Source organism: Burkholderia sp. KBS0801 (assembly GCF_005937855.2).
Classification (GTDB): domain Bacteria; phylum Pseudomonadota; class Gammaproteobacteria; order Burkholderiales; family Burkholderiaceae; genus Burkholderia; species Burkholderia ambifaria.
The window spans coordinates 2,217,617-2,234,131 of the sequence record NZ_CP042177.1 but is presented as its reverse complement, the minus strand read 5'-3'; the positions used below and the strand labels follow the sequence as shown (position 1 = coordinate 2,234,131).

14 protein-coding genes are annotated in these 16,515 nt (G+C 68.0%); 9 read left to right on the top strand and 5 right to left on the bottom strand.

The window, feature by feature from the left end:
• Positions 1-3: 3 nt before the first annotated feature.
• From cyoB to cyoD, 3 genes are read left to right on the top strand one after another with little or no spacing between them, the layout of a single operon-like run.
• Positions 4-2,010 (top strand): cytochrome o ubiquinol oxidase subunit I, encoded by a 2,007-nt coding sequence (cyoB, locus tag FFI87_RS10590; protein ID WP_138847496.1) that lies wholly within the window; start codon positions 4-6, stop codon positions 2,008-2,010.
• Positions 2,010-2,618, top strand: a complete 609-nt coding sequence (gene cyoC, locus FFI87_RS10585; protein ID WP_012364179.1) for a cytochrome o ubiquinol oxidase subunit III — start codon at positions 2,010-2,012, stop codon at positions 2,616-2,618. Before cyoB ends, cyoC begins: the two co-directional genes overlap by 1 nt.
• Entirely contained in the window at positions 2,619-2,951 is a 333-nt protein-coding gene (gene cyoD, locus FFI87_RS10580) for a cytochrome o ubiquinol oxidase subunit IV (protein WP_012364178.1), read from the top strand. It begins immediately after the preceding gene.
• 100 nt (positions 2,952-3,051) lie between these two features.
• Here the strand turns inward: cyoD and FFI87_RS10575 are convergent, their stop codons facing one another.
• Positions 3,052-3,354, bottom strand: a complete 303-nt coding sequence (locus FFI87_RS10575) for a DUF4148 domain-containing protein (RefSeq protein ID WP_012364177.1) — start codon at positions 3,352-3,354, stop codon at positions 3,052-3,054.
• A 216-nt stretch (positions 3,355-3,570) separates the two neighbouring features.
• On the opposite strand from FFI87_RS10575, the gene FFI87_RS10570 reads away from it, so the two are divergent.
• Genes FFI87_RS10570 through FFI87_RS10560 form a run of 3 tightly spaced genes read left to right on the top strand, consistent with a single transcriptional unit; the run spans position 3,571 to position 6,333 of the window.
• Positions 3,571-4,245, top strand: a complete 675-nt coding sequence (locus tag FFI87_RS10570; RefSeq protein WP_011657329.1) for a response regulator transcription factor — start codon at positions 3,571-3,573, stop codon at positions 4,243-4,245.
• Positions 4,246-4,256: 11 nt separating this feature from the next.
• Entirely contained in the window at positions 4,257-5,648 is a 1,392-nt protein-coding gene (locus FFI87_RS10565) for a sensor histidine kinase (protein ID WP_138847497.1), read from the top strand.
• Between the two features lie 19 nt (positions 5,649-5,667).
• Complete coding sequence (locus tag FFI87_RS10560) at positions 5,668-6,333, top strand: response regulator transcription factor (RefSeq protein WP_138847498.1); 666 nt, start codon at positions 5,668-5,670, stop codon at positions 6,331-6,333.
• A 78-nt stretch (positions 6,334-6,411) separates the two neighbouring features.
• Here the strand turns inward: FFI87_RS10560 and FFI87_RS10555 are convergent, their stop codons facing one another.
• From FFI87_RS10555 to FFI87_RS10540, 4 genes are all read right to left on the bottom strand, one after another.
• A complete protein-coding gene (locus tag FFI87_RS10555) occupies positions 6,412-6,669 on the bottom strand; it encodes a DUF4148 domain-containing protein (RefSeq protein ID WP_138847499.1) in 258 nt (85 codons plus the stop codon).
• 110 nt (positions 6,670-6,779) lie between these two features.
• Entirely contained in the window at positions 6,780-8,195 is a 1,416-nt protein-coding gene (locus FFI87_RS10550) for an efflux transporter outer membrane subunit (protein ID WP_138847500.1), read from the bottom strand.
• Positions 8,188-9,363: an efflux RND transporter periplasmic adaptor subunit gene (locus FFI87_RS10545; RefSeq protein WP_138847501.1), complete on the bottom strand. Its 1,176-nt coding sequence runs from the start codon at positions 9,361-9,363 to the stop codon at positions 8,188-8,190. The genes FFI87_RS10550 and FFI87_RS10545 overlap by 8 nt, the downstream gene beginning before the upstream one ends.
• Positions 9,353-12,571 carry an efflux RND transporter permease subunit gene (locus tag FFI87_RS10540; RefSeq protein WP_138847502.1) on the bottom strand — a complete coding sequence of 1,073 codons (3,219 nt, stop codon included), beginning with the start codon at positions 12,569-12,571 and terminating at the stop codon, positions 9,353-9,355. Before FFI87_RS10540 ends, FFI87_RS10545 begins: the two co-directional genes overlap by 11 nt.
• A 345-nt stretch (positions 12,572-12,916) precedes the next feature.
• Between FFI87_RS10540 and FFI87_RS10535 the strand changes: the two genes are divergently transcribed.
• The 3 genes from FFI87_RS10535 to FFI87_RS10525 all read left to right on the top strand — a co-directional run bounded on the left by FFI87_RS10535 (position 12,917) and on the right by FFI87_RS10525 (position 16,468).
• Entirely contained in the window at positions 12,917-13,276 is a 360-nt protein-coding gene (locus FFI87_RS10535) for a hypothetical protein (RefSeq protein WP_012364169.1), read from the top strand.
• 212 nt (positions 13,277-13,488) lie between these two features.
• Positions 13,489-15,372 (top strand): extracellular solute-binding protein, encoded by a 1,884-nt coding sequence (locus tag FFI87_RS10530; protein WP_012364168.1) that lies wholly within the window; start codon positions 13,489-13,491, stop codon positions 15,370-15,372.
• 52 nt (positions 15,373-15,424) lie between these two features.
• Positions 15,425-16,468 (top strand): microcin C ABC transporter permease YejB, encoded by a 1,044-nt coding sequence (locus FFI87_RS10525; protein WP_012364167.1) that lies wholly within the window; start codon positions 15,425-15,427, stop codon positions 16,466-16,468.
• Positions 16,469-16,515 lie beyond the last annotated feature (47 nt).

Below are 16,515 nucleotides of genomic sequence, written 5' to 3'. Positions count from 1 at the left end.
CGCATGTTCGGAAAACTCACACTATCGGCGATCCCGTTCGATCAGCCCATCATCATGGTGGCCGGCGCCTTCATGGGGCTGGTCGTGCTGGGCATCCTCGCCGCGCTGACGATCACCGGCCGCTGGAAATGGCTGTGGACGGAATGGCTGACGACGGTCGACCACAAGAAACTCGGCGTGATGTACATCATCGTCGCGCTGATCATGCTGCTGCGCGGCTTCGCCGACGCGATCATGATGCGCATGCAGCTCGCGCTCGCGTACAACGCGCCCGGCTACCTGCCACCGCACCACTATGACCAGATCTTCACGGCACACGGTGTGATCATGATCTTCTTCATGGCGATGGTGTTCATGGTCGGCCTGATGAACCTGATCGTGCCGCTGCAGATCGGCGCGCGCGACGTCGCGTTCCCGTTCATCAACTCGCTGTCGTTCTGGATGACGGCGGTCAGCGCGATCCTGATCAACGTGTCGCTCGTGATCGGCGAGTTCGCGCAGACGGGCTGGCTCGCGTATCCGCCGCTGTCGGAGCTGCAGTACAGTCCGGGGGTAGGGGTCGACTACTACCTGTGGGCGCTGCAGATCTCGGGCGTCGGCACGCTGCTGACCGGCGTGAACTTCTTCGTGACGATCATCAAGATGCGCGCGCCCGGCATGACTCTGATGAAGATGCCGGTGTTCACGTGGACGGCCCTCTGCACGAACGTGCTGATCATGGCGTCGTTCCCGATCCTGACCGCGACGCTCGCGCTGCTCGGCCTGGACCGTTACCTCGGCATGCACTTCTTCACGAACGAAGCCGGCGGCAACGCGATGCTGTACCTGAACCTGATCTGGGCGTGGGGCCATCCGGAGGTGTACATCCTGATCCTGCCGGCGTTCGGCATCTTCTCGGAAGTGATCGCGACGTTCTCGAAGAAGCCGCTGTTCGGCTACAAGACGATGGTGTACGCGACCTGCGCGATCATGGTGCTGTCGTTCCTCGTGTGGCTGCATCACTTCTTCACGATGGGGTCCGGTGCGAACGTGAACGCGTTCTTCGGCATCATGACGATGATCATCGCGATCCCGACCGGCGTGAAGGTATTCAACTGGCTGTTCACGATGTACCGCGGCCGGATCGAATTCACGACGCCCGTGCTGTGGACGATCGGCTTCATGGTCACGTTCACGCTCGGCGGCATGACCGGCGTGATGATGGCGATCCCGGGCGCGGACTTCGTGCTGCACAACAGCCTGTTCCTGATCGCGCACTTCCACAACGTGATCATCGGCGGCGTGCTGTTCGGTTATCTCGCGGGCTTCAACTACTGGTTCCCGAAGGCGTTCGGCTTCAAGCTGAACGAGAAGCTCGGCAAGGCCGCATTCTGGTTCTGGCAGGTCGGCTTCTACGTCGCGTTCGTGCCGCTCTACGTGCTCGGCTTCATGGGCATGACGCGTCGTCTGAACCACTACGACAACCCGGCGTGGCATCCGTGGCTGCTGGTCGCCGCGTTCGGCGCGGTGCTGATCGCGATCGGCATCGCATGCCAGCTGCTGCAACTGGTCGTCAGCATCCGCAACCGCAACCTGCCGGCGTATCGCGACACGACGGGCGATCCGTGGGGCGGCCGCACGCTGGAATGGGCGACGTCGTCGCCGCCGGCCGACTACAACTTCGCGGTGCTTCCGCAAGTGCGCACGCTGGACGCGTACGCCGACATGAAGGCACGCGGCGACGGCCGGCCGAACCCGGCGACGATCCGCGACATCCACATGCCGTCGAACACGTGTGCGGGTCTCGTCATCGCGGTCTTCAGCCTGGTGCTCGGCTTCGCGCTGGTATGGCACATCTGGTGGATGGCGATCGGCGGCCTCGTCGGCATCATCGCGACGCTCGTGGTCTACAGCTCGCGTGACAACGACGGCTATTACATCCCGGCGTCGAAAGTGCGCAGGATCGAAGAGAAGCAACCGGCGGCGCACGTGGCCACGCGTGTCGACGACGTGGAACTGGAGGCCAACTGATGTTGCAGAAAACCTTGAGCGCAACCCTGCTCGAGCACGACGACCATCCGCCGTCGCACTCGGTGTTCGGCTTCTGGCTGTACCTGATGACCGACTGCGTGATCTTCGCGGCGCTGTTCGCGACGTTCGCGGTGCTCGGCAACCAGTACGCGGGCGGTCCGACCGCGAAGGACCTGTTCGACATTCCGGGCGTCGCGGTCGAAACCGCCGCGCTGCTGCTGTCGAGCATCACCTACGGCTTCGCGATGCTGGCCGCGTACAAGCAGCGGCGCGGCGCGCTGCTCGCATGGCTCGCGGTGACGTTCGCGCTCGGCGCGGCGTTCCTCGCGATGGAACTGCGCGAGTTTTCGCACCTGATCGCAGACGGCGCAGGCCCGCAGCGCAGCGCGTTCCTGTCCGCGTTCTTCACGCTGGTCGGCACGCACGGGCTGCACGTGACGGCCGGCCTGCTGTGGATGATCGTGCTCGCGGCGCAGATCGTATTGCGCGGCGGTGACCTGACCGATCGCGACCTGCGGCGCCTGACGTGCCTGAGCCTTTTCTGGCACTTCCTCGATATCGTGTGGATCTGCGTGTTTTCCTTTGTCTATCTTGCGAGCGTGATCTAAATGGCCCATTCGCATTCGTCTCAACTCGAAGAAGGGCACGGCAGCGTCGGCGGCTATGTCGCCGGGTTCATCCTGTCGGTGGTGCTCACGGCCGCGTCGTTTGGCCTCGTGATGGGCGGCGTGCTGTCGCCGCACGCATCGCTGATCGCGCTGGCCGCGCTCGCGTTCGTGCAGATCGTCGTGCACCTCGTGTACTTCCTGCACATGAACGGCTCGTCCGGCCAGCGCTGGAACGTGATGGCGTTCAGCTACACCGTGCTGACCGCGGCGATCCTGATCGTCGGCACGCTGTGGGTAATGCACAACGTCAGCATGAACATGATGTCGCGCTGAGCGGCATCGCGGCGCAGCGGACGATCTCCATGCGCATTCATGCAGGAAAGGCGGCACGCGAGTGTCGCCTTTTTTCATTTCGGCGCGCCGCGCACGCCGGTCAGTGCGTGTCCGTGCGCGCGTCCGCCGTCAGTGCATGCGTGCAGTCCGCGCGATATTCGGCGGCGAGCCGCTGCTGCGCGCCGTCGAGATCGTCGGGATAGTAGGGGCTGTTGTGCGACGGGTCGTAGCCGACCTGCTCGAGTTCAGTCAGCTCGCGCACGAGATCCGCATGGGTGACTTCGTGCCGCGTGTGAACGAACGGGTAGGCGTTGCATTCCTGCGGCGTCAGGTGAGGCGCCGCGAACGCGGCGGTGCTGGCGCATGCGCTCAGCATGCAGGCGACGGTAATCGACAGTTTCATCCGGTGGCTCCTGAATTCGCGGCCCGATGCCGCATGACGTCAGCGTAGGCGGCACGCAGGGCCGGGCGGGCGACGCACGGATGAAACATGTTTCACCCGCATGCGCCCGATGCCGAATGAAGCAATTTTCATCTAACGCCTAAAAGCGATCGATGCGGCTACGATAGTTGCGCGCGCATCGATACGCGCGTCGTGACAGCCATTGCGAGGACGGACATGCGAGTACTGACGGTCGAAGACGATGCGGTGACCGCGAACGAGATCGTTGGCGAACTGACCGCGCGCGGGTTCGAGGTCGATTGGATCGACAACGGCCGCGAAGGAATGATGCGCGCGATGAGCGCATCCTACGATGCGATCACGCTCGACCGGATGCTGCCCGGTGCTGACGGGCTCGCGATCCTGACCGCGATGCGCACGGTCGGCATCGATACGCCGGTGCTGATGCTGAGCGCGCTCGGCGACGTCGACGAGCGCATCCGCGGGCTGCGCGCGGGCGGCGACGACTACCTGACCAAGCCGTTCGATTCCGGCGAACTGAGCGCGCGCATTGAAGTGCTGTTGCGCCGCCGGCAGGCATCGGGCGTGCCGCAGCAGACGTTGTTGACGGTCGGCCCGCTCGAACTCGACCTCATTTCGCGCTGCGCGCGCCGCGGTGTCGACGAGATTCCATTGCTGCCCACCGAGTTTCGCGTCCTCGAATTCATGATGCGCAACGCGGGGCAGACGATCACGCGCACGATGCTGTTCGAGGCCGTGTGGGGCTATCACTTCGACCCGGGCACCAACCTGATCGATGTCCACATGGGGCGGCTGCGCAAGAAGATCGACCCGCCGGGCGCCGTGCCGATGATCCAGACCGTGCGCGGCTCGGGCTACATGCTCCGATGACGGAGGCACGGATGGATGCGGACCGTGCGGCGAACTTCACGCGTCGCTGGCATACGACGACGTTTCGCTGGCTATGCGCGTACGCGGCGATCTTCTCGGTTTCGCTGCTGCTGCTCGCGGGCGTGATCAACGTCGCCGCGACGCACACGATGGCGCGCGACACCGACGAGGTGCTCGCGTGGCAACTGATCTACTTCGATTCGATCCCCGACGCCGAGCTGCCGCTTGCGATTCACCGGCGGCTCGAGCACGAGCACATGCATACGAATTTCTACGGACTGTTCGACGCGAGCGGGCGCCGCGTGGCCGGCGACATCGCGACGCCGCCCGCGCTGCGCACGGATCGCCGCGGACGCACGCTTGACTGTACGCTCGTGCCGCTCGACGGCCAGCCCGCGCCGATCACGCGCGCGATGGCCGTGCACCGCGACGACGGGATGACGCTGGTGGTCGCGCGCGACCTGTCCCATTTCATCCAGATTCGCGAAGTCGCGATCCGCGGACTCGTGATCGGCGGCGTGCTGATCCTGCTCGCGGGCATCGCGGGCGGCAGCATGCTCGGCATGCGGCAGATCCGCCGCGTCGCCGCGATCCGGCGCGTCACGCGACAGATCGCCGAGGGCGATCTCGGCAAGCGGTTGCCGGTGGGCCGCTACGACGAGCTCGACCTGCTCGCGCATCTCGTGAACCACATGCTCGACGAAGTCGAGCGGCTGATGGGCGAGGTGCGTCACACCTGCGATGGCATCGCGCACGATCTGCGCACGCCGCTCGCACGCGTGCATACGATGCTGGCGCGGCTCGCCGAACAGCCGCATTGCGCGCACGATCCGGCGTCGGCGCAACTGCTGGCGTCGGCACGCGATGAAACCGACCGACTGCTCGAGCGCTTTCGCGCGATGCTGCGCATCTCCGAGATCGGGACGCTGAGCCGGCGCGGCGGGTTTGCTGCGGTGGACGTCGCGGCATTGCTGCGCGACGTGTGCGAACTGTACGAGCCGCTCGCCGAAGCGGGAGGCGTCGCATTCGGGCTCGATGCGGTGCCGGTCGACGGCATTCATGGCGACCGCGCGTTGCTGTTCGAGGCGTTCAGCAATCTCGCGGACAACGCGATCAAGTTCACGCCGCCCGGCGGTCGCGTGCGCGTCGCGCTCCACGCGACGCCGAACGGCCCGCTCGTGCGGTTCGAGGACACCGGGCCCGGGATCGCACCGGGCGAGCGCGACGCGGTGCTCGAGCGCTTCTATCGCGGCGAGCGCACGCGTCACGTGAACGGCTCGGGGCTCGGGTTGAGCATCGTGTCGGCGGTGATGCGGGTGCACGGCTTCGCGCTGCGGATCGGCGATGCGCAGCCGGCCGGTGCGGCGATCACGGTCGAATGCTGGCCGCGCTCGCTCGGATGAGCGCGCGGGAAAACGGTCGATGCGCATCCTGTTGATTTCCCCTCCGACGCCCGAGGCGGCGCGGCTCGACAAGGCGTTCCGCGAAAGCACGCACGGTGTGGAGCGTGTCGACGAGTGGCGCGACGGCTGCTTCGCGGCCACGCAGGACCGCTTCGACGCGATCGTGCTGGTCGAACCCGATGCGGCTGCCGGGGCCGTGCTGCTCGACATGTTGCCGCGGCTTGCCGCGTCGGCCGGCGGCGCGACGATCGCAGTACTCGTCGTCGGTGCGACGCCCGCACGGCGTGCGCGGATGCTGCAGGCCGGCTGCGACGTGTGTCTTGCCCAGCCGTGTTCGTTCGTGGAACTGCACGAACGCCTGCGCGCGCTGTGGCGTCGCGCGGGCGTCATCGCGTTGCGCGAGTCGGTGCGGCTCGACGCGGCCACGCGCGCGCTCGAGGAGCGCGGCCGCAGGCTCGCACTCAGCGCCCGCGAGTTCCGTGTCGTTGAATGCCTGCTGCGCGAAGCCGGGCGGCCGGTCGGGCGCGATGCCGTGCTGCGTTACGCATGGGGCGAAGCCGACATCGAACCGGAAACCGTCAATGCGCTGGTCGTGCGGCTGCGGCGCAAGCTCGTCGCGCACGCGTTCTCCGCGCGCATCGAAACGGTTGCGCGATTCGGATTCAGGTTCGATACCGGCAGTTGATAACGCGGTATCGGTCGGGCTTGAGAACGCCGAACGGACGCCGGCGGCATCGCGCGCGGCGTCGCCATTGCGGCGCGATCAGTGCGAATAAAGCTCGCGGTTGAGCTGCGCGAGCTGGCCGTCGCGTTGGGCGCGAACGAGTTCGCGATACACCTGGGCGCGCGTGAGCGGCGCCACCGGCGGCGCCTTCCACGCATCGCGCGATGACGCCCGCGCGGGGGCAGTCGATGCAAGCGTCTGCGGCGCGCTCGCCGCGGCGGATTGCGATGCGGCGGCACGGCCGGGCAGCGCGACACAGAGGGCGCAGAGCAGGATGGCGAACAGTAGTGTCTTCATGGCGTGATCCTTGGCGAAGGGCGGACGCCGGCGCCGCGAATGCGAAGCCGGCAGGCCACACGTTATCGGGCGCGCTGCGTCGGACACCGGGCGCGCCGATGAAGAAACGTTCATGAACGCGCGTCGCGCCAGCCGCCGCCGAGCGCGCGTACGAGCGCGACGGACGCCTGCAGGCGTCGGGCATCGACGTCGAGCGACGCGATCTGCGTATCGAGCTCGGTCGTCTGCGCGGTGACCACGTCGAGATAGCTGACGGCACCGTCGCGATAGCGCGACATCGCAAGCGCGAGCGACTGCCGCGCCGCGACGAGCGCGGCGTCGTCCTGCGCCGATTCGTCTCCGAGCCGGTGCAGCAGCGCGAGATCGTCCTCGACTTCGCGGAACGCGGCCAGTACGACGCTGCGGTAACGTGCGCCCTGTTCGGCGAACTGCGCGCGCGCGTGGCGCACACCCGCCGCACGCAGGCCGCCGTCGAACAGTGTCGTCGCGAGCCGCGGCCCGATCGACCAGATTTCGTTCGGTGCGGCGAGCCACGGCGAGAACGTGTCGCTCTGGAAGCCGGCGTCGAGGCCGAGCGACAGGTCCGGGAAGTACGCGGCGCGCGCGACGCCGATCCGTGCGTTCGCGGCCGCGACGCGGCGTTCCGCGGCGGCAATGTCCGGGCGGCGTTCGAGCAGCGTCGACGCGAGCCCGGTCGGAATCGACGGAACGGCGGGCAGCGCGGCGGCGGCCGGCAGCGAGAACGTCGACGCGGATACGCCGACGAGCACGGCGATCGCATGCTCGTCGAGCGCACGGCGCGCGGCGATGTCGGATGCGCGCGCCTGCGCGAGCGCGAGCTGCGTTTGCGCGCGCGACACGTCGAGCCCCGATGCGAGGCCGCCGCGATGGCGGCTGACCGTCAGTTGCCACGCACGGCGATATGCATCGATCGTCTGCGCGAGCGAGTCCGCTTCGCGATCGAGTCCCGCGAGATCGAAGTAGGTGCTGGCAACGCGGGCCTGCAGGCTGAGCCGCACGGATGCGAGATCGTCGACCGCGGCTTGCGCGTTGTCGCGGCCGGCAGCGACCGTATTGCGGACCTTGCCCCACAGATCGATGTCGTAACCGAGTCCGGCATCGAGTGTGTTCGATTCGTAGACGTCGGGCTGCCCGCTGCCGCGCAGCGGCCGGCGCGCGGACTGCCGGTCGCGGTCGGTCTCGGCGCCGATGCCGAGGGTCGGCAGCAACGCGGCATGCGCCTCGTCGAACAAGGCGGCCGCTTCGTCGTGCCGTGCGACGGCGGCGGCGAGGTCCGGATTCGCGCGTGCGACGAGCGGCTCGAGCCGGTCGAGTGTCGCGTCGCCGTACACACGCCACCAGCCGTCGCGCGGCAGACGATCGGCCGGTGCGGCATCGACCCACGGGCCGGTTTCGCGAAACGCGGCCGGCACCGGCACGGCCGGCGCGTGATATGTCGGCGCGAACGAACAGCCGGCGAGCAGCGCGACGCTGCCGAGCCATGCAGCGAGCGTACGGTCAGCCATGCGCAGGCTCCTTCGTCGCGGTGCCGGCGATGCGGACCGGGTCCCCATCCGCGAGCGAATCGGGCGGGTTGTCGATCACGCGGTCGCTCGCCGCGAGGCCCGACGCGATCTCGACGCGCGTGCCGAGATCGGTCGCGATCGACACGTGGCGCAAGCGCGCATGCCCGGTCGCGTCGAGCACGGCGATCTGCAACCCGTCGTGGCGGAAGATCAGCGTGCTCGCCGGAATCGTCAGCGCGTGCGCGGCGTTGGCCACCGCGATCCGCACCTGCGCGTATTCGCCGGGGAACAGCGTGCCTGCCGGGTTCGCGATCGAGAACTGCGCGAGCAGCGTGCCGGAAGCCGGGTCGATCGCCTGCGCGGAATCGGCGAGCGTCGCATCGAACGTCGTGCCGGGACGCTCGGGCACGGTCAGCGCGACATGCATGCCCGCATGGATCGCGCCCGCGTCGTCCTGCGGAATATGGACGTAGAGCCGCAGCCGCCGTGCATCCGAGACGGTGAAGAGCTCGGCGCCGTTGCCGCTGCCTGCGTCGATCAGCGCGCCGACATCGGTCTTGCGCGCGGTCACGACGCCGTCGAACGGCGCGGTGAGGCGCTTGAACGATTCGAGCGCCTCGAGCCGCCGCACGTTCGCGGTGCTGGCGGCCACGGCCGCGCGTTTCGCATCGAGATCGCTGCGCTTCTCGTCGGCTTCCTGCCGCGACACCGAATCCTGCGCGAGCATCTCGGACCAGCGCGCGGCGGTGACGGCCGCGAGCCGTTCGTTCGCAGTCGCGCTTTGCAGGTCGGCGCGCGCCTGCTGCAGCTGCTGGTCGAGGTCGGGCGTGTCGATCGACGCGAGCAACTGGCCGGCCTTCACGTGCGCGCCGATGTCGACGTACCACGCGTGCAGGTAGCCGGGCACGCGCGCGTAGATTGGCGCGTCGACATAGGCGTCGAGGCGGCCTGGCAGCACCAGCGCATCGGCGGCGGCCGGCTGCGGCGCGACCGTCGCGACGGTCGGGATCGCCTGGCTGGCGGTCCACGCGGCGACTTCACGCGCATCGTGCGCGCGTTCGACGACGCCGGTCGCGGCGGCGGCGAGTGCCGCGATCACGCCGGCGATCGCGAGCGGTTTCAGGTAACGCGGCGTGGCGGGGGGACGGACGTCGAATTCAGTGGACATGCTGTTCTCCCGGAGTGAGGGACGGGGATTCGGAGTGGGGCGCACGATCGCCCCGATGGACGAGGCTGAACACGACGGGCACGAACACGAGCGTCGCGACGGTCGCGCAGAGCAGCCCGCCGATCACCGCGCGGCCGAGCGGCGCGTTCTGTTCGCCGCCGTCGCCGAGGCCGAGCGCCATCGGCGCCATGCCGATGATCATCGCGAGCGCGGTCATCATCACGGGCCTGAAGCGCGTGAAGCCGGCCTCGAGCGCGGCGACGGTCGCGTCGGCCGTATGCGCGAGCCGCTCGCGCGCGAACGTGACGACCAGGATGCTGTTCGCGGTCGCGACGCCCATGCACAGGATCGCGCCCGTCAGCGCCGGCACCGACAGCGGCGTGCGGGTGACGAACAGCATCCACACGATGCCGGCGAGCGCCGCGGGCAGCGCGCTCACGATCACGAACGCGTCGCGCCACGAATGGAAGTTCACGACGATCAGCAAATAGATCAACAGCACCGCGCCGGCAAGGCCCGCGAGCAGCCCGCCAAACGCGCTGCTCATCGTCTGCACCTGGCCGCGCACGGTCACGCGCGACCCCTTCGGCAGGTCGGCCGCGCTTGCGTGGAGCACGCGCTCGATGTCGGCGCTGACCGCGCCGAGATCGCGGTCCTGGGTCGTCGCGAAGATGTCGTCCAGCGGCGCGATGTCGTAGTGCGATACGACCGCGTCGGTCTGGCCGCGTACGATCGTCGCGAGGCCGCCGAGCAATTGCGGCGCGCCCGAGCGGCCCGTGACGGGCAGCGCGCGCAGGTCCGACAGCGACGTCATCCGGTACTGGGGTGTCTGCGCGACGATCGGGTAGGACACGCCGTTGTGCGGATCGAGCCAGTAGGTCGGCGATACCTGGCTCGTGCCGGACAGGCTCGCGACGACGGCATTGGTGACGTCCTGCTCGGTGATGCCGAGCTGGGCGGCGAGCGCGCGGTCGACGGATACCGTGAACTGCGGATAGGTCGACGCCTGCTGCACGCGCGCGTCGGCGACGCCCGGCACCGTGCGGATGCGCCGCAGCAACTCGGTCGCATACGCACGGTTCGCCGCGAGATCGGGGCCCGTCACCTGTACGTCGATCGGCGCGGGCGCGCCGAAGTTGAGGATCTGGCTGACGATGTCGGCAGGCAGGAACGAGAACGTGACGCCCGGAAACGCGCGCGGCAGCACGGTGCGCAGCTGCTTCACGTAGTCGGCGGTCGGCGCGTGCTCGCCGGTGAGCGACACGAGGATGTCGCCGTCCTGCGGGCCGATCGTGCCGCTGTTGCTGTACGTGAGGTTGATCCCGCTGTTCGGCAGCCCCATGTTGTCGACGATGCTCGCGAGCGCGCGCGGCGGCACGACGCCGCGCACCGTGCGCTCGACGCGATCGAACAGCGCGGCCGTCTCCTCGATGCGCGTACCGATCGGCGCGCGCACGTGCAGCGCGATTTCGCCCGCATCGACCGACGGGAAGAAGTTGCGGCCGAGCCCCGGCACCAGGACGAACGACAGCGCGACCGCCGTGAGGAACAGCACGACGAAGCGCGCGCGGTGCGCGAGCGCGAGGCCGAGCACCGCACGGTAGCCGGTGCGCAAGGCCGCGAAGCGGCGCTCGAAGCCCTGCTGGAACGCGACGAGCGGATTGCGCGATCGCGGTGTCGGGAATGGCGCGCCGTGCGGCGCAAGCACGGCCGCCGGATGCGCGGCGTGCGGGCGCAGCAGGTAGCGCGCCATCATCGGCACGAACGTGCGCGACAGCACGAACGACGCGATCATCGCGAAGATCACGGCTTCGGCCATCGGCACGAACAGGAAGCGCGCGACGCCGTCGAGCAGCAGCATCGGCACGAACACGATGCAGATGCACAGCAGCGACACGAACGCGGGCGCGACGATCTGCGACGCGCCGTCGAGGATCGCGCTGCGCACGTCCTTGCCCTGTTCGAGATGCCAGTTCACGTTCTCGATCGTGACGGTCGCATCGTCGACGAGAATGCCGACCGCGAGCGCGAGCCCGCCGAGCGTCATCACGTTGAGCGTCTCGCCCGCGGCGGCGAGCGCGGCGATCGCCGCCAGCACCGCGAGCGGAATGGATGCGGCAATGATCAGCGTCGAGCGCCAGCTGCCGAGGAACAACAGGATCATCGCGGACGTGAGCGCGGCGGCGATCAGCCCTTCGCGCGCGACGCCGCTCACCGCGCCCTTGACGAACACCGACTGGTCGCCCATCACGACGAGCCTGAGCGACGGCGGTAGCGTCGACTCGATGCGCGGCAATTGCGCCTTCACGCCGGCGATGATGTCGAGCGTCGACGCCGAGCCGCTTTTCAATATGCTCATCAATACCGCGCGGCGGCCGTCGACGCGCACGATGTTGCCTTGCGGCGGAAAGCCGTCGCGCACGTGCGCGACGTCGCGCATGAAGATCACCGCGCCGTTGACGGTCCGGATCGGCAACGCGTTGAGCTGGTCGATGGTGAGCGGGCTGTCGTTGAGGCGGATGTTGTACTCGAAGCGGCCGATCTTCTGCGTGCCGGCCGGAATGATCTGGTTCTGCTGTGCGAGCGCGGTCGCGACGTCCTGCGCGGACAGCCCCTTCGCCTGCAGCGCTTGCGGATCGAGGTCGATCTGCACCTGGCGCACCTTGCCGCCATACGGCGACGGAATCGCGACGCCGGCGACCGACAGCAGCTGCGGCCGGATCACGTTGGTCGCGTAGTCGCCGAGCTGCTGCTCGTTGAGCGTGTCGCTCGTCAGCGCCAGCTGCAGCACCGGCACGGTCGACGCGTTGTAGTTGAGGATCTGCGGCGGCGTGGTGCCGGGCGGCATCTGCTTGAGCACGGTCTGCGAGATCGACGTGACCTGCGCGGTCGCGGTGCGGATGTCGACGCTCGGCTGGAAGAAGATCTTGACGATCCCGTAGCTGCGGAACGACTGCGACTCGATGTGCGCGACGTCGTTGACCGTCGTGCCGAGCGTGCGTTCGTAGTACGTGACGATGCGCCCGGCCATGTCGGCCGGCTGCAGGCCTGCGTAGTTCCACACGACGCTGATGACCGGAATCCGGATGTCGGGGAAAATGTCGGTCGGCGTGCGCAGCGCCGCGAGCGGTCCCGCGATCAGGATCAGCAGCGCAAGGACGATGAACGTATAGGGGCGCGCGAGCGCGAGTCGGACGAGTTTCAGCATCGGCGAGGTCTCCGCCGGCGCGGGGCGCCGGCCTGTCAGCGAGGTGCCGAAGCGCGGCGTGAGCCCGCATCGGCTCGCGCAGTGTGCGTGGCGCGGGTTAACGCCGGGCGCGGGCCAGGATGAAAGATGTTTTAGGAACGGGCGGAACGGACGAAGAGGGCGGCCGACGTGGCAAGGCGGCCCGGCGGGTACGGCGGGTATGGCGGCGCGCCGCCAATTGTTACAAGACGTTAGCTGCGCTTCCGGTTGCCATCCCGCGCATCAGTTCTTACAAACTTGAAATATGCGGGCACGGCGCTTGCCGCTATAGTCGAATCACACATGAAACAACTCGAAGAGGAATCCATGAAGACTTTGCGTGTTGCCTCGCTCTTGACCGGTATGACGGCCTTGCTCGTGTCGGGCGCAGCAATGGCGGGAGTCAATGTCGGGATCAACGTCGGCGTGCCGGCTCCGGTCTACGTCGCACCTGCGCCCGTGTATGCGCCGCCGCCTCCGCCGGTCGTCTACCAGCCGGCGCCCGTGTATGCACCGGCGCCCGTCTATGCGCCGGCCCCGGCGATCGTGATCGGCTGGCACGGCGACCGCTACTGGGACGGCCGCCGCTACTGGGGGCGCGACGAGTGGTATCGCCATCACGGCCGCGGCTGGGGCGATCGTGGTCACGGTCACTGGGACAACGGCCGCCACAACGGCTGGCGCTGATCGACAAACAGTGCACATGGCGCAGGCCTGACGCATGCGCCGCATCAACAGAAAACCGCCCGCGTGGCGGTTTTCTTTTGCCAGCGCCGGCCGCGCGCGGAGGTCGCCGCGCGGTAACGTCACGCACGACCGCGAGCAAGTTGGCTCGGCGTCGAATTGAATGGGTAGAATCGACCTACATTCCATCCCCTCAATCGACCGACAGGGCCTCTATGACGAAGGGTTCGTCCCGGACCGCCGCCGCGCGCATCCGTTCCGGCGCCGCGCAGGCGGTCCGCGCCGCCGGCCGCACGGCGGCGGTATGGACAATACAGGCGGTACTGGCCGCGACGGCCGCGCATGCGGCATATGCGATCGCGCAGTACGGCGAGCCGAAATATCCGCCGGGCTTCAAGCATTTCGACTACGTGAACCCGGATGCGCCGAAGGGCGGCACGCTCGTGCTCGCGAATCCGAGCCGGCTGACGTCGTTCGACAAGTTCAATCCGTTCACGATGCGCGGCAACCCCGCGCCGGGCATCGACATGCTGTTCGAGAGCCTCACGACCGGCAGTTCGGACGAACCGGCGTCCGCCTACGGGCTGCTCGCCGACGACATCGAGATCGCGCCGGACCGCCGCTCGGTCACGTTCCACCTGAACCCGCGCGCGCGCTTCTCGAACGGCGACCCGGTCACGGCCGACGACGTCAGGTTTTCGTTCGACACGCTCAAGAGCAAGCAGGCCGCGCCGCAGTTCGGCGCGTATTTCGCCGAAATCGCGAAGGCCGTCGTGATCGACCGCGCGACCGTGCGGTTCGAATTCCGCAGCCCGAACCGCGAGCTGCCGCTGATCGCCGGCGGCGTGCCGGTGTTCTCGCGCAAGTGGGGGCTGCGCGCGGACGGTTCGCGGATTCCGTTCGACCAGCTCGCGTTCGAGCAGCCGATCGGCAGCGGCCCGTACCTGATCGAGCGCCACGACAACGGCCGCACCATTACATATAGGCGCAATCCCGCGTACTGGGGCGCCGACCTGCCGGTGCGGGTCGGCACCCACAACTTCGAGCGGATCGTCTACAAGCTGTACGGCGACGGCGTCGCGCGGCTCGAGGCGTTCAAGGCCGGCGAGTACGACGTGCTGGTCGAATACATCGCGCGCAACTGGGCGCGGCGCGACGTCGGCAAGCGCTTCGACAGCGGCGAGCTCGTCAAGCGCGAATTCCGCCAGCACAACGGCGCGGGGATGCAGGGTTTCTTCATGAACCTGCGCCGGCCGCTGTTTCGCGACGTGCGCGTGCGCCAGGCGCTCGATCTCGCGTTCGACTTCGAATGGCTGAACCGCCAGTTGTTCTATGGCGCGTACACGCGCCTCGACAGCTATTTCGCCGACACCGACCTGCAGGCGACCGGCACGCCGGGCCCGGGCGAGCTGAAGCTGCTGGAGCCGCTGCGCGCGCAGCTCGATCCTGCGGTGTTCGGCCCGATGGTCTCGCAACCGAGCACGAACCCGCCGGGCTCGCTGCGCGCGAATCTGCTGAAGGCGCGCGCGCTGCTCGCGCAGGCCGGCTGGACCTACCGCGACGGCGCGCTGCGCAACGCGCAGGGCGAGCCGTTCGAGTTCGAGATCCTCGACGATTCGGGCGCGGCGATGGAAGGCATCGTGACGGCCTTTCGGCGCAACCTCGCGAAACTCGGCATCGAAGCGCGCTTTCGGACGGCCGATTACGCGCTGCTGCAAAAGCGGCTCGACGCGTTCGACTACGACATGACGACGGTCCGCCTGCCGGGCGTGCAGGTGCCGGGTGCCGAGCAGTTCTCGCGTTACGGCAGCAAGTTCGCCGACGAGCCGGGATCGGACAACCTCATCGGCCTGAAGTCGCCGGCTGTCGACGCGCTGCTGCATGCACTCGGCACCGCGCAGACGCGCGACGAGCTGCTCGACGCGACCCACGCGCTCGACCGCGTGCTGATGCACGGCTATTACGCGGTTCCCCAGTGGTACAGCACGACGCACCGGATCGCGTACAAGCGCACGCTCGGCTATCCGCAGACGCTGCCGCTGTACTATTCGGCCGAGGGCTGGGTCGTGTCGACCTGGTGGGCCAAGCCCGGCCACTGAAGCACGCCGGCCCTTCGTTCAACCCAGCCTATCGATCGCGAGTCGCCACCCAATGTGGAGCTACATCCTCAAACGCCTGCTGCTGATGATCCCGACGCTCATCGGCGTGCTCACGCTCACGTTCGCCGTGATCCAGTTCGTGCCGGGCGGCCCGGTCGAACAGGCCGTGCAGGAACTGCGCAAGGGCGCGACGGAGCAGGGCGCGACGCCGTTCGGGATGCGTGCGCATACCGGCGTCGACGCGCAGCAGCTCGCGCAGCTCAAGGCGCTGTACGGCTTCGACAAGCCGCCGCTCGAGCGCTACTGGCTGATGCTCGAGCGCTTCGCGCGCTTCGATCTCGGCGACAGCTACTTCCGTCATCAGAGCGTGTGGTCGCTGATCGTGCAGAAGCTGCCGGTGTCGATCAGCATCGGGTTGTGGACGTTCTTCGTCACCTACCTGATCTCCGTGCCGCTCGGCATCGCGAAGGCCGTGCGCAACGGCTCGCCGTTCGACGTCGCGACGAGCCTCGTCGTGCTGGTCGGCTATGCGATCCCGGGCTTCGTGCTCGGCGTGCTGCTGCTCGTGCTGTTCGGCGGCGGCTCGTTCTGGCAGCTGTTCCCGCTGCGCGGGCTCACGTCGGACAACTTCGCGCAACTGTCGCTCGCCGGCAAGGTGCTCGACTATCTGTGGCACATCGCGCTGCCGATCACGGCGTCGGTCGTCGGCAGCTTCGCGGTCATCACGATGCTCACGAAGAACGCGTTCCTCGACGAGATCCGCAAGCAGTACGTGCTGACCGCGCGCGCGAAAGGCCTCGCCGAGCGCACCGTGCTGTGGAAGCACGTGTTCCGCAACGCGATGCTGCCGCTGATCGTCGGTTTCCCGGCCGCGTTCATCGGCGCGTTCTTCACGGGCAGCCTGCTGATCGAGACGCTGTTCTCGCTCGACGGCCTCGGGCTGCTGTCGTACGAGTCGGTCGTGCGGCGCGACTACCCGGTGGTGCTCGGCACGCTGTACCTGTTCACGCTGATCGGGCTCGCGACCAAGCTGGTCTCCGACCTCTGCTACGTGTGGGTCGACCCGCGCATTCAATTCGACAACCTGGAGCGCTGACATGAAACGAGCCATCCGCATGCCTGGCGTGGTCGGGCGAGGATCGC

What these genes read in the sequence shown, in the direction of transcription:
- cyoB (WP_138847496.1), top strand. Translation starts at nt 4, where the DNA reads ATGTTCGGAAAACTCACACTATCGGCGATCCCGTTCGATCAGCCCATC.
- cyoC (WP_012364179.1), top strand. Translation starts at nt 2,010, where the DNA reads ATGTTGCAGAAAACCTTGAGCGCAACCCTGCTCGAGCACGACGACCAT.
- cyoD (WP_012364178.1), top strand. Translation starts at nt 2,619, where the DNA reads ATGGCCCATTCGCATTCGTCTCAACTCGAAGAAGGGCACGGCAGCGTC.
- FFI87_RS10575 (WP_012364177.1), bottom strand. Translation starts at nt 3,354, where the DNA reads ATGAAACTGTCGATTACCGTCGCCTGCATGCTGAGCGCATGCGCCAGC.
- FFI87_RS10570 (WP_011657329.1), top strand. Translation starts at nt 3,571, where the DNA reads ATGCGAGTACTGACGGTCGAAGACGATGCGGTGACCGCGAACGAGATC.
- FFI87_RS10565 (WP_138847497.1), top strand. Translation starts at nt 4,257, where the DNA reads ATGGATGCGGACCGTGCGGCGAACTTCACGCGTCGCTGGCATACGACG.
- FFI87_RS10560 (WP_138847498.1), top strand. Translation starts at nt 5,668, where the DNA reads ATGCGCATCCTGTTGATTTCCCCTCCGACGCCCGAGGCGGCGCGGCTC.
- FFI87_RS10555 (WP_138847499.1), bottom strand. Translation starts at nt 6,669, where the DNA reads ATGAAGACACTACTGTTCGCCATCCTGCTCTGCGCCCTCTGTGTCGCG.
- FFI87_RS10550 (WP_138847500.1), bottom strand. Translation starts at nt 8,195, where the DNA reads ATGGCTGACCGTACGCTCGCTGCATGGCTCGGCAGCGTCGCGCTGCTC.
- FFI87_RS10545 (WP_138847501.1), bottom strand. Translation starts at nt 9,363, where the DNA reads ATGTCCACTGAATTCGACGTCCGTCCCCCCGCCACGCCGCGTTACCTG.
- FFI87_RS10540 (WP_138847502.1), bottom strand. Translation starts at nt 12,571, where the DNA reads ATGCTGAAACTCGTCCGACTCGCGCTCGCGCGCCCCTATACGTTCATC.
- FFI87_RS10535 (WP_012364169.1), top strand. Translation starts at nt 12,917, where the DNA reads ATGAAGACTTTGCGTGTTGCCTCGCTCTTGACCGGTATGACGGCCTTG.
- FFI87_RS10530 (WP_012364168.1), top strand. Translation starts at nt 13,489, where the DNA reads ATGACGAAGGGTTCGTCCCGGACCGCCGCCGCGCGCATCCGTTCCGGC.
- FFI87_RS10525 (WP_012364167.1), top strand. Translation starts at nt 15,425, where the DNA reads ATGTGGAGCTACATCCTCAAACGCCTGCTGCTGATGATCCCGACGCTC.